This window comes from Micromonospora cathayae (assembly GCF_028993575.1).
Classification (GTDB): domain Bacteria; phylum Actinomycetota; class Actinomycetes; order Mycobacteriales; family Micromonosporaceae; genus Micromonospora; species Micromonospora cathayae.
In genome coordinates, this window is record NZ_CP118615.1 from 2,556,228 (window position 1) to 2,568,420 (window position 12,193).

Here is a 12,193-nt window from a genome sequence, read left to right on the forward strand (position 1 = left end):
TGCCATGCAGGCCGACGTCATCGGCACCGGGTGTGCCTTCCCGCTGCGGGTCCAGCCCCACGGCGGGCTCGCCATGGTCGGCGGGACCGCCCTGCTGGAGCAGGCGATGTGCGTGATCCTGGCGACGTACCCGGGCGAACGCCCGATGCGGCCGGAGTTCGGTTCCCGGCTGCGCGACTTCGTCTTCGAACCGACCACCGGGCAGACCCGTCGCGCCGTCGCGGTCGAGGTCCGTACCGCGCTGGAACGGTGGGAGACCCGGGCCGAGATCGACGAGGTCACCGTCACCGACGACCCGTCCGGCGGCGACGGGCTGCTGCACATCGAGGTCCGGTACCGGGTACGCGGCACCGACGACCCGCACAGCCTGCACCTGGACCTGCGCACCCTGCCCGGCGACGGTGCCCCGGCCGGTACGGAGGTGCTCGGCTGATGGCGCTGCCCGCCCCCGCCCTCGACGACCGCGGGTACGACGACCTGGTCGCCGACGCCCGTCAGCTCATCGCGGACCGCTGCCCGGAGTGGACCGACCTGCACCCGGCCGACCCCGGGGTGACCCTGATCGAGACCTTCGCGTCCCTGACCGACCAGCTCATCTACCGGCTCAACCGGGTGCCCGACCGGCTCTACGTGAAGTTCCTGGAGCTGATCGGGGTACGCCTGGTGCCACCCACCGCGGCCCGGACCGCCCTGACGTTCTGGCTCTCCACGCCGGCCCGCGCCACCCAGGTCGTGCCGGCCGGCACCCAGGCGGTCACCGTCGCCGACGGCGACGAGCCGCTGGTCTTCACCACCCTGGCCGACCTGACCGTGCCGCCGTGCGCGCTGACCCACCTGCGGGTCCGTACCGCCGACGGGCTCACCGACCAGACCACCGCCCTGGAACTCGGCGGCCCGGTGCCGGCGTTCTCCGCCGTACCGCAGCCCGGCGACGAACTGCTGGTCGGGCTGGACCGGGCGGTCGGCGGCTGCGCTCTCCGGCTGGAGTTCGAGGGCCGGGTCGACGGGGTGGGCGTCAACCCGCTGCACCCGCCGCTGCGCTGGGAGGCGCGCGGCGCGGACGGCTGGCGGGAGTGCGAGGTCAGCCTGGACGAGACCGGCGCGCTGAACCGGCCCGGCGCGATCCTGCTGCATGTACCCGGGGACCACCAGGCCACCCTGGTCGACGGCGTCCTGGCCGGCTGGCTGCGGGCCCGGGTGGTGCCACCCGGGGAGGGGCAGCCCGGCTACCGCGCGTCGCCGATGATCCTGGGGCTGGCCGCGAACACCGTCGGAGGTACCACCGAGGCGGTGCACGCCGACCTGGTCGACGACGAGCAGATCGGCGAGTCGGAGGGGGTACCCGGCCAGCGGTTCCCGGTGTCCCGCCGGCCGGTGCTGGTCGGGCTCGGCGACCCGGTGCTGGAGGTCAGTTCGACGGACGGCTGGCAGCCGTGGACCCCGGTCGACCACTTCGCCGGCAGCGGCCCGGACGACCCGCACTTCCTGCTCGACGGGGTCACCGGCGAGGTGGTGCTCGGCCCGGCGGTCCGGCAGCCGGACGGCACGCTCCGCCGGCACGGTGCCGTACCGGCCCGGGGTGCCCGGCTGCGGCTGCGCCGGTACGCGGTGGGCGGCGGCAGCCGGGGCAACGTCGGCGTCGGCGCGGTGTCCGGGCTGCGCACCTCCGTGCCGTACGTGGCCGGGGTGGAGAACCGCCGCCCGGCCAGCGGCGGGGTGGACGGGGAGACCCTGGACGAGGCGCGCCGCCGGGGGCCGCTGACCCTGCGCAGCCGGGACCGGGCGGTGACCGCCGAGGACCACGAGGTGATCGCCCGGCAGGCCGCCCCGGAACTGGCCCGGGTCCGGTGCGTGCCCAGCGACGGCGACGGCCCGCCGACGGCCCGGATCCTGGTCGTTCCGGCCGCGCCGGCCGAGCGGGGCCGGCTGCGGTTGGAGGACCTGATCCCGGCCGAGGCCAGCCTGGCCCGGGTGGCCGAGCGGCTGGACGCCACCCGGCTGATCGGTACCCGGGTGGTCGTCGAGCCGCCCCGCTACCGGGGGGTGACCGTGGTGGCCCGGGTGGTCGCCCGCCCCCGGGTCCGGCTCGACCGGGTACGCGAGGAGGGCCTGGCCGCCCTGTACGGCTTCCTCAGCCCGCTGACCGGCGGCGGCCCGGACGGGCGGGGCTGGCCGTTCGGCCGCCCGGTGCAGGCCGGTGAACTCTTCGCGGTGCTGCAACGGGTCCGGGGCGTGGAGCTGGTGGAGGACCTGCGGCTGTTCAGCGCCAACCCGGTGACCGGGGAGCGGGGCGCCGAGGCGGGCCGGATCGACGTGGAACCGGACAGCCTGGTCTTCTCCTTCGAGCACCAGCTCCGGGTGGAGGAGCACTGATGCGCGGCCTGGCCGACGTACGGATGCCGTACCCGATCGCCGGTTTCCTGCCCGCCCTGTTGCAGGAGGACGACCTGCTGGTGCGGTGGACCGAGGGCCTCGACGAGGTGCTCGCCCCGGTGGTGTCCACGCTGGACTGTCTCGACGCGTACCTCGATCCGTGGCTGGCCCCGCCGGACTTCCTGCTCTGGCTCGGTGAGTGGGTCGGCGCGTACCTGGACGAGAACTGGCCGGTCGACCGGCAGCGGGCGATGGTGGCCGCTGCGGTCGCCACCCACCGGCTGCGCGGCACGGTGCCCGGTCTGCGGGAACTGCTGGAGCTGGCCACCGGCGGCGAGGTGGAGGTCGTGGACTCGGGTGGGGTGAGCTGGTCGACCCGCCCCGACCCCTCCGCCGACCCGGCCACCGAACCGGACCCGCCGGCCCGGCTGCACGTCCGGGTCCGGGCGACCGGACCCGACCCGGTACCCCGGCACGCCCTGACCGAGCTGATCCGCGCGGCCGTGCCGGCGCACGTCGTGACGACCCTGGAGGTGGCCGATCATGATCGTCTGTCGTGAGTGCGGCAACCACAACGGTGACGCCGACACCTTCTGCGGTTCCTGCGGAAGCTTCCTCGAATGGACCGGCGAGAAGACCACCCCGAAGATCACTGTCGAGGACGTACCGGAGCCGGAACCGGAGATCCGGCAGAAGCCGACCCTGTTGCAGCGCATCGCCGGGGTGATCGCGCCGCCCCCGGGCGGATCCGCGGTCGACGACGGCGTGGTCCGCGCCTCGGACGGTACGGCCCGGGGACCGGTGGCCCGCCCCGGGCTGGGTGGGCTCTCCGGTCCCGCCGCCCCCGGCCCGACGGGACCCCGGCTGGGAGCCACCGGCGGCGGACCCCTGTCCCCGCCGGGCACGCGTCCCGGTCCGCCGGGTCTCCGCCCCGGTCCACCCGGTACCGGGCGGCCGGTCCCGCCGGGTCTCGGAAAGACCACCCCGCCGGAGGGCGGGCGGCCGGTCCCGCCCGGGGTCGGGAAGACCGCGCCGCCCGGGACCGAGAGGGCTGCGCCGCTCCGGCTCGGGAAGGCTGTGCCGCCGGGGACCCGTCCCGGGCCACGGTCGACCCCGCCCGGTGTGCCGGGTGGCGGTGTCCCCCGGCCGGCGGGTCCGCCCGGGGCGCGCTCGCTCCCGCCGGGCCTGACCGGCACCCGGCCGGTCGCCGATACCGGCCCGACCGGTGCCCGGCCGGGTGCTGGCGGTGGCCCGACCGGCCAGGCCCGGCCGGGGGCCGGGTCCGCTTCCGGGCCGGTACGCCGCCTGCCACCGCCCCCGCCCGGGGTGGCGAACGCCCGGCTGCCCGGTGCGGCCGAGCGTCCACCGGGGCTCCGGCTCGGCTCGTCCACGCCCGTCGCCGGTACGGCCACCGGTCCGGGGATCGGCTCGTCCACGCCCATTGCCGGTACCGCCACCGGTCCGGGGCCAACTGCCGCCGATCTGATGGCTGCCGATCCGGCTGTCGCCGATGCGGTGGACGCGGACCCGGCCGTCACCGACCCGGCTGTCGCCAACCATGTGGACGTCGATGCGGGGGACGCCGATCCGGGGAGGGCCGACCCGGACGGAGCCGTGACCGGCTCGGCCGCCCGGCCGGAGGAGGCCGGGCCGAGGGCCGCCGACGTCCTGCCGGCCGCCCCGCCCCGGCGGCGGGTGCTCGCCGCCCCACACACCAGCGCGCTGGTCGCCACGACCACCGGCTCCACCGGCCCCAGCGCCAGCGGGTCCACCGGGTCCAGCGGCGGTGCGGCGCGGACGACTGCCGGTCGCCGACCGGGGCCGGCCGGTACCGGTGGTGCGGCGGAGGTGGAACCGGAGGAGGTGACCCCGCAACCGGTCCGGCCGCGGACCGGCGTCCCCGGTCGTCGCGCGCCCACCCGGCGGCTGCAACCCGGCGACCTGATCTGCGGCGGGTGCGGTGAGGGCAACCCGCCGACCCGGCGGTTCTGTAGCCGCTGCGGGGACTCGCTGACGACCGCCGAGGTGGTCCGCCGCCGCTGGTGGCAGCGGCTGCTGCCGCGTCGGGGGCCGAAGGTCACCGAGGCCGGGGTGCGCCCCGGTACGCCGGGCGGTGGCTCGGGCGGTGGGCCGGGCGGCGTACTGGTCGGCCTCTACCAGCGGGTGAACGGGGTCGTCGCGGTGCTGCTGTTCGCGCTCGGCATCGCGTACCTGATCTATCCGCCGTTGCGGGAACGGGTCAACTCGGTGGTGCTGCCGCCGGTGAAGGACGCCCGTGCCTGGGTCGACCGGAAGCTCAACCCCCGGTTCGTGGCGGTCCGGCCGGTGGAGGTGACCGGCAGCGCCTCGGTCGGTGACCACGGCCCGGGGCTCACCGTCGACCAGTACCGCAACACGCACTGGCAGGCGCGCTGGGACGCCGAGCGGCCGCCCACGGTCACCCTGCGGTTCGGGGCCGAGGTCGACCTGCAACGGCTGATCGTCATCGCCGGTACGGCGGAGAAGTACACCGAGTCGCACCGGCCGGCGAAGCTGCACCTGGTCTGGTCCAACAACCGGTCCGACACGTTGACCGTGCAGGACACCGGCGAGCCGCAGACCCTGACGCTGTCCGCCGCCGAGGGGGTGACCAGCGTGCAGATCCAGGTCACCGACGTGTTCCGGGCCGCCACCGGCACCGACGTGACGGTCAGCGAGTTCGAGTTCTTCGCCCGGGAGTGACCGGCCGAACCACCCACCCGGGATCGCCGGCCGGGCCGTTCGCCCGGGAGTGCCGAGCCGGGCCCACACCAGCCACCACCGTCGGTCATCCGTCCGGCGGCCAACGAACGGAGGTACGTCCGTGACAGAAGTAGCCCTCGCCCTGAACACCACCGCCGGTCTGATCAACTTCTTCCACGGCCAGCTCAAGAGCCTGACCGACGGCGCGTTCCGGGTCAGCGGATTCAGCAACGCCGGCTTCCACGACGACGCGACGCTCAGTCAGCTCACCAGGCCGGTGCCCATCCCGAACGGTCAACTTCCCATGGTCCGGGGCAACCAGTCGAAACAGCACGTCTACTGGCTGCGCTACCTGCGCCGGGGCATCGGGATCACCGACAAGAAGCGGGTCTGCGTCGACCTGCTGGTCCGCTTCACCACCTTCGACTACGTGCCGAAGGACGGGCAGCAGTTGACCCAGCAGGAGACCCAGGCCCTGCGGGAGACCCCGCTGTGGGGCATCGCGAACCTGGGCATCACGCTGATGCCGAGTGGCCGGGGCCGCAACCCGTTCAACAAGTTCAACGAGCTGGGCAGCCTGGAGTTCGACGTCACGGCGGCGAGCGAGGGCATGCCGTACTTCCGGATCAACTACCGGGTGCAGCACCAGGCCAAGAGCGTCATGGGCGCCACCCTCGCCCTGAACCACAACGACAGCGGCTCGTTCCTGGTGCACAGCAACGGGGCCTTCGAGATCAGCCCCGGTGAGGGCCGGACCCCGAAACACTTCCGGATCACCCCGTTGAGCGGGAGCACGCACGACCGTCCGTCGGCCATCGGCCAGGTCGTCCAGCAGACCGTGAAGATCCCCTTCAAGGCCACCGGGGTCGAGCTGGGTGGGGCCGACCGGGGGGTGCGGATGCCGGCCGACGTGCCGGTGTACAAGAACATCAAGATCCACGAGTTCGCCAACCTGGACGGGCCGAACTCGATCGTCGCCGACGACGGTCAGCAGCGGGTGACCGCGCACGCGGTGGACGAGCAGGAGAGCGCGTTCCGGCTGGAGTACCGGCGGAACGGCGGGGTGGTCGGCAGGACCGTCCACACCAAGATCCGCGTGCTGCTGCTGTTGAGGTTCACCACGGTCTCGTACCTCACCCCGCCGAACAACGGGCAGCAGCAGATCATCCACCAGCACGGATCGCGGTACATCGGATTCCGCAACGTCTCCCTGGAAGTGCTGGACGTCGGCCGGGGCAACCCGGACGTGGTCGGCGAGCACGGCGAGAAGTACGACGTCAGTGCGGTGAAGAACCGGTTCGGCGAGGAGTCCGAGCTGTTCTTCGGCCCGTCCGTCCGGACGAGGCAGGGGGAGCCCGGCGCGCAGGTCTGGATCGACTGGTGGGCCAGCCACGCGGGTGCCAAGGGGAAGTCCAAGGCGCACCACAACAGCGGCAACCTCCGGCTGACGGTCAACCCGTCCGGCAGCCCGGTGCTGCTGCTGGAGGGCAAGGAAAGCAGCGACTACTTCGTCGTGACCGGCTGAGTGGAGGAGACGAGATGAGCGACTACCCGGAGACCTTCGACCCCACCGGGCCGGGGACGGCGGAGCCGTACCACTACGTGAACTGGACGGCGGTCAGCGTGCAGCGCGTCCTCGCCACCCACCCGGACACCTCCTGGGAGGCCCTGCCGGACCTGCTCGGCCAGGCGTGGAGCGCCCCGAACTGGTACCAGGACAACGCGTGGCTGGCCGACTTCTACACCACCGTCTACGAGCACTCCAACGGTCTGGACCCGGTGCACGTCTTCACCGTGGACGAACTGGGTGAACCGGCCACCGACCTGGCGCGGATCATCGACGCGGTGGTGCAGAGCTGGCTGACCCCCGTGTACCACGCCGACCCCGCCTACGACGACCCGACCGACCCGACGTACGACGGGCAGACCGACCCTGCCTACGACGGACAGACCGACCCGACGTACGACACCGTCGACTCCGCGTACGCCGCCGACCCGTCCTACGACGGGCAGACCGACCCGGCGCAACCGTACGGACCGGACGGTGAGTGGGCCGACGGGCCGGACGGTCCGACGCCGGAGCCGCTGACCGACCTCGACCCGGACGCCGCCCGGGCGGCGCTGGCCCGGGTGGTCGACGACGAGGCGGACGACATCTCCGACGAGGACCAGCAGGTCCTGGCGACGGTGCTGACCGTCGAGGAGTTCCAGTACCTGGCCCGCGAGTTCGACCTGGTGTGACCGGACGGCACCGGCCGGGAACGGTCCCGGCCGGTGCCCCGACCTCTGTCCCGCCCGGCCACCGGCGTGACCATCAACCCGGTGGCCGGCCCACGTCGCCCCGCCCTGTGGACGGCCACGTCGCCCCGCCCGGCGGCTGGCCGATGTCGCCCCCCGCGGCGGCCGGGACACGTCGGGCCTCCGCTGGACGCCCGGCGTGCCGGCTCAGCGGGTGAGCCGCTCGGCTTCGAGCCGGTACGCGGCCTGCCCGGTCGCGGTGTCGTCGTCGGCCGCCGCCAGGTCGGCGAGCAGCCGCAGGGCACGGATCTGGCCGTGCAGGTGGCCGGTCTCCCGGTGCGTCGCCAACGCGTCCCGGGCCGTCCTCGTCGCCTCCGCCGGGTCGTCGTCGCGCAGCGCCTCGGCGAGGGTGAGCAGGGCGTGGCCCTCCCACACCCGGTACCCGGCGGCGCGGGCGATGTCCCGGGCCCAGGCGGCCACCGCACGGGCCTCGACCCGGTCGGTCCGCCGGTGCGCCTCCGCCAGGCCGATCAGCGACTCGGCCTCCTCCCCGCGCGCCCCGGTCGCCCGGGCCAGGCCCAGGGCCCGTCGGTGCTCGGCCAGCGCGGCGCTGTCGTTGCCCCGCCGTAGCTGTGCCGCACCGAGCACGTTGCGGGCGGCGGCCTGCTGGGCCGGATCGCCGACCGACTCGGCCAGCTTCAGGGCGGCATCGGCCAGTCCGGTCGCCCGGGCCAGGTCCCCGCCGTGCAGGTGCAGGGCCGCCAACCGGCGCAGACTCTCCACCTCGGTCGGCCGGTAGCCGGTCTCCCGGCTCAGTGTCAGCGCCTCGCCGAGGTGGGCCAGGGCGTCGTCGTACCGGCCCAGGGCATGCTCGACCTCGCCCAGGTTGCTCAGCCCGATCCCGGTGTACATCCGCATGCCGGTGCGCCGGGTCAACGCCAGACCCTGCCGGAAGACCTGCTCCGCCTCCCGCAGCCGGCCCATGTCCCGGTAGATCACCCCGAGGTTGCCGAGGCTGCTGCTCAACCGTTCGTCCCCGCCGAGCCGTTCGTGGATGCCCACCGCCCGGCGGGTCAGCTCCGCCGCCTCGGCCAGCCGTCCGGCCCGCAGGTGCATCAGGCCGCAGGTGCCGTACGCCGCCGCCAGCCCTTCCGGCCAGTCCGCCCGGCTGGCCGCCTCGATCATCCGGGTGGCGTGTTCCAGGCCCACCCGGTACTCGCTGCGGCGCAGGTGCAGGCTGGCCAGCCCGAGCCGGCTCGCCGCCTCGCCGGTGTGGTCGCCGGCGAGTTGGGCGGCCCGCAGCGCGTGCGTCGCCGCCACAAAGCCGTCGTTGTGCGGCCGGAACTGGTAGTAGCCGCGCAGCGCGTCGGGGATCCGCCAGGCGGCCGGGTCCGCGCCGTGCTCGGCGGCGTGCCCGACCACCCGGACCAGGTTGGCGCGTTCGGCCTCCAACCAGGCCATCGCCGCGCCGGCCGAGACGAACCCCGGATCCCGGTCGTCGGGGTCGGGCTCGCCGTCCGGCGGCAGGCGCACCATCTGCGGGTAGATCGCGGCGGCGGCGGCCTCGGTGCGCCGCCGGCACCAGGCGTACAGGCGGCGGGTGGCCGCGGCCAGCTCCGGGCCCGGGTCCTCGGTGACCGCCCGCTCCACCGCGTAGATCCGCAGCAGGTCGTGCAGGGTGTACCGGCCGGTGCGGGGCTGCTGCACCAGGTGCGCGGCGGCCAGCCGGTCCAGTTCCCGCGCGGCGGTGACCTCGTCGACCGCGGCGATGGCGGCGGCGGCCGCTGCCGTGACGTCCGCCCCGGGCGCCGGCCCGAGCAGCCGGAACAGTCGCCGTGCCGAGCCGGGCAGCGCCGCGTACGACAGGTCGAAGGCGGCCCGGACGGCGGCCTGGTCGTCACCCTCCACCCGGAGCCCGGCGAGCCGGTTGCCGGCGGTCAGCCGGGCGGTGTGCGCGCTGATCGGCTGGTCGGGGTGGTCGATCAGGTTGGCGGCGGCGATCCGCAGGGCCAGCGGCAGCCGGGCGCAGACCTCCGCCAGCTCCTCGATCTCGGCCTGGTCGGCGGCCACCTGGTCGGCCGGGATGATCCGGTTGAGCAGGGCGCTCGCCTCCGGCCCGGTGAGCACGTCCAGGGCGATCCGGCTGGCCCCGTCGACCGCCACCAGCCCGGAGAGCCGGTCCCGGCTGGTGACCAGCGCCAGACACCCGGGCGTACCCGGCAGCAGCGGTCGCACCTGGTCGGCGGTGGCGGCGTTGTCCAGTACCAGCAGCATCCGCCGGCCGTCGAGCATGGTGCGGAACAGCGCGGCGGCCTGACCCGCGTCGACCGGGATCTGCTCGGCCGGTACGCCGAGCGCGTGCAGGAAACCCGCCAGCGCCTCACCCTCGCGGACCGGGCTGGCCGTCGAGTAGCCGCGCAGGTTGACGTAGAGCTGCCCGTCCGGGAAGTGCCGGCGGACCCGGTGCGCCCAGTGCACGGCCAGGGCGGTCTTGCCCACCCCGGCCATGCCGGTGATGGTGGCGATGACCACCGGCCCGCTGGCCCCGCTCGACCCGGTCAGCATGGCGTCGAGCGCGGCGATCTGGTGGGACCGGCCGGTGAAGTGGGCGACGTCGGTGGGTAGCTGCGCGGGCGGGTGGTGACCGGCCGGCCGGGACGGCGGCGGCGGTTCGGCCGGCCGTGCGGTGGCGGCAGTGCCGGTGGCGGTGCCGGTCCGGGGGCCGAACACCGGCAGGTCCTGCCGGAGGATCCGCAGCTGTGCCTCGCGCAGCTCCGGGCCGGGTTCGACGCCGAGCTGCTCGGCGAGCCGGTCGCGCAGTTTCCGGTGCAGGGTCAGCGCCCGGGCCTGCTGTCCGCAGGCGGCGAGGGCGAGCATCAGCCGGGCGTGTACCTGCTCGTGCAGCGGTTCGTGGCTGGCGACCGCACTGAGTTCCCGTACCGCCCGGTCCGGTAGGCCCAGCTCACCGGCGAGCGTGGCGTAGGTGACCGCGGTGGCGATCCGGCGGCGGTTGAGGGCGGCGGCGGTCGGATGCTGGGCCAGGCCGGGCCCCAGGTCGGCCAGGACCGGGCCACGCCACAGGGCCAACGCCTCGGCCAGTCGGTCGAGGCTGGTCAGGTCACCGGCGACGCTGCCCTCGGCCCGGCCGATCGCGGTAATGAACCGGGTCGAGTCGAGCTGGTCCGGCTCGACCCGGAGGCGGTAGCCGCCGCCGGCGTGCACGATGGTCGTACCGCCGGTGTCCGGCCGGGAGAGCACCCGCCGCAGCCTGGCCACGTAGGTGTGCACCAGGTTCAGGCAACTGTCCGGCGGGTCGTGCCCCCACAGCACGTCGACGATCTCGTGCCGGGAGACGATCGTGTCCGGGTGCAGGGCGAGCAGCCCGAGCAGCATCCGTTGCCGCCCGGAGCCCAGCGGCACCGGCTCCGCCCCCACCTCGATGCTCAGCGGGCCGAGCACCCCGATGCGCAGCAGGTGCGACCGGGCGGGCGGCACCGGGACGGCAGGTTCCGGACCGGAACGGCCGACGGCCTCGGCGAGCCGCCGCAGCGACTCCGGGCGCGGGTTGCGGACCCGTCCCTGCTCGATGTCCCGGACCGCCCGGACGCTGATCCCCGCCCGGTGCGCCAGTTGTTCCTGGGTCAGTCCGGCGCGTAACCGCCGGAGCCGCCACTCGTCCCCGTTTTCCCCCATCGGGCTCCCCTGTCACGGCTCGGCGACGCCCCCGACGCCTCTGCCAGACCACGATTCTGCCGGTTCTGCCGGTCCACGACCAGGATCGGCGACGCCGGCCACCAGCCAAAGTGGAGATCGAACTGCCGATGGTGCACCGTGGACGGCCCGTCCGGGCACCGGTTCTGCCGGTTTCTGCCGGTGCCCGTCCAGCCTGCGGTTGCCCTTAGGGGCATCGGCGCAGTTCCCGCCACTGTGCCCGGACAGGGCCATCGACGCCGGTTGCGTCCAGTACGCCTCCAGTGTCGGCGCGGGTGTGGTCTCTACCGTTTGAGACCGGGTCGGACCGCCATCGCCTGCTGGTTCCACCCGCCCACCCCGACCCACCCCGCCCCGCCACGGGGCCGCCCGGCGCGTCCACCAACCGGACCCGACCGGCGTCCCGTGGCGGAGGCACGCGCTGACCAGTGAGGAACCACCATGACCGGACGTGCGCAGGTCTACATCCGTACTCCCGACCCGATCTCCACCGCCGGCATCACCGCGGCGCTGCGCGGCCGGGCGGAGATCGAGGTGGTGACCGAGCAGCAGGTCACCACCGACACCGTCGGCGTGGTCGCCGCCGACACGCTCGACCACGACACCCTCGACGTGATCCGGGCCGTCCGCCGGCTGGGCTGCCGCCGGTTCGTGCTGGTCGCGGCGGTCGAGTCGGACACCACCCTGATCCCCGCGGTGGAGCTGGGCGTACGGGCGCTCGCCTCCCGGGTCGAGGCGACCAGCCACAAGTTGGCGCAGCTGGTGGTCAGTACCGCCGGTGGGGGCGCCGCGATGTCACCGGACGTGCTCGGCCGGCTGGTCAAGCAGGTCACCCGGTTGCAGCAGACCGTGCTGGCCCCGCGCGGCATCGACGTCAACGGGCTGTCGACGCGGGAGAGCCAGATCCTGCGGCTGGTCGCCGACGGCATGGACACCCGCGAGGTGGCGACCAAGCTGAGCTACTCGGAACGGACCGTCAAGAACGTGCTGCACGACATCACCACCCGCTTCCAGCTCCGCAACCGCACGCACGCGGTGGCGTACGCGGTCCGCGAGGGCCTGATCTGACCGTCCGCCGCCAGCGGCGTTACGAGTACGGCGAGGCACCGCTGCCGGCCCGGTCCTCTCGTGCTGTGGAAGCCGGCCGGCC

General features: G+C 74.5%; 8 protein-coding genes. 7 read left to right on the plus strand and 1 reads right to left on the minus strand.

Annotated elements, in window-relative coordinates; genetic code table 11:
• Window positions 1–4: 4 nt before the first annotated feature.
• The 6 genes from PVK37_RS11785 to PVK37_RS11810 all read left to right on the plus strand — a co-directional run bounded on the left by PVK37_RS11785 (window position 5) and on the right by PVK37_RS11810 (window position 7,335).
• Window positions 5–433 (plus strand): GPW/gp25 family protein, encoded by a 429-nt coding sequence (locus tag PVK37_RS11785; RefSeq protein WP_275033906.1) that lies wholly within the window; start codon window positions 5–7, stop codon window positions 431–433.
• Window positions 433–2,373: a putative baseplate assembly protein gene (locus tag PVK37_RS11790; protein ID WP_275033907.1), complete on the plus strand. Its 1,941-nt coding sequence runs from the start codon at window positions 433–435 to the stop codon at window positions 2,371–2,373. The genes PVK37_RS11785 and PVK37_RS11790 overlap by 1 nt, the downstream gene beginning before the upstream one ends.
• Complete coding sequence (locus tag PVK37_RS11795; RefSeq protein ID WP_275033909.1) at window positions 2,373–2,933, plus strand: phage tail protein; 561 nt, start codon at window positions 2,373–2,375, stop codon at window positions 2,931–2,933. Before PVK37_RS11790 ends, PVK37_RS11795 begins: the two co-directional genes overlap by 1 nt.
• Window positions 2,917–5,094, plus strand: coding sequence for an NADase-type glycan-binding domain-containing protein (locus PVK37_RS11800; RefSeq protein WP_275033910.1), 2,178 nt, complete (start codon window positions 2,917–2,919; stop codon window positions 5,092–5,094). The genes PVK37_RS11795 and PVK37_RS11800 overlap by 17 nt, the downstream gene beginning before the upstream one ends.
• A gap of 121 nt (window positions 5,095–5,215) precedes the next feature.
• Complete coding sequence (locus PVK37_RS11805) at window positions 5,216–6,619, plus strand: hypothetical protein (protein WP_275033911.1); 1,404 nt, start codon at window positions 5,216–5,218, stop codon at window positions 6,617–6,619.
• 14 nt (window positions 6,620–6,633) lie between these two features.
• Window positions 6,634–7,335: a hypothetical protein gene (locus tag PVK37_RS11810; protein WP_275033913.1), complete on the plus strand. Its 702-nt coding sequence runs from the start codon at window positions 6,634–6,636 to the stop codon at window positions 7,333–7,335.
• Between the two features lie 204 nt (window positions 7,336–7,539).
• Here PVK37_RS11810 and PVK37_RS11815 read toward each other — a convergent pair whose 3' ends face one another.
• On the minus strand, window positions 7,540–11,025 hold the full coding sequence (locus PVK37_RS11815; protein WP_275033914.1) for a BTAD domain-containing putative transcriptional regulator: 3,486 nt from the start codon (window positions 11,023–11,025) through the stop codon (window positions 7,540–7,542).
• Window positions 11,026–11,484: 459 nt separating this feature from the next.
• Here PVK37_RS11815 and PVK37_RS11820 point away from each other — a divergent pair, with 459 nt between their 5' ends.
• Entirely contained in the window at window positions 11,485–12,111 is a 627-nt protein-coding gene (locus PVK37_RS11820) for a helix-turn-helix transcriptional regulator (RefSeq protein ID WP_275033915.1), read from the plus strand.
• Window positions 12,112–12,193 lie beyond the last annotated feature (82 nt).

What these genes read in the sequence shown, in the direction of transcription:
- PVK37_RS11785 (WP_275033906.1), top strand. Translation starts at nt 5, where the DNA reads ATGCAGGCCGACGTCATCGGCACCGGGTGTGCCTTCCCGCTGCGGGTC.
- PVK37_RS11790 (WP_275033907.1), top strand. Translation starts at nt 433, where the DNA reads ATGGCGCTGCCCGCCCCCGCCCTCGACGACCGCGGGTACGACGACCTG.
- PVK37_RS11795 (WP_275033909.1), top strand. Translation starts at nt 2,373, where the DNA reads ATGCGCGGCCTGGCCGACGTACGGATGCCGTACCCGATCGCCGGTTTC.
- PVK37_RS11800 (WP_275033910.1), top strand. Translation starts at nt 2,917, where the DNA reads ATGATCGTCTGTCGTGAGTGCGGCAACCACAACGGTGACGCCGACACC.
- PVK37_RS11810 (WP_275033913.1), top strand. Translation starts at nt 6,634, where the DNA reads ATGAGCGACTACCCGGAGACCTTCGACCCCACCGGGCCGGGGACGGCG.
- PVK37_RS11815 (WP_275033914.1), bottom strand. Translation starts at nt 11,025, where the DNA reads ATGGGGGAAAACGGGGACGAGTGGCGGCTCCGGCGGTTACGCGCCGGA.
- PVK37_RS11820 (WP_275033915.1), top strand. Translation starts at nt 11,485, where the DNA reads ATGACCGGACGTGCGCAGGTCTACATCCGTACTCCCGACCCGATCTCC.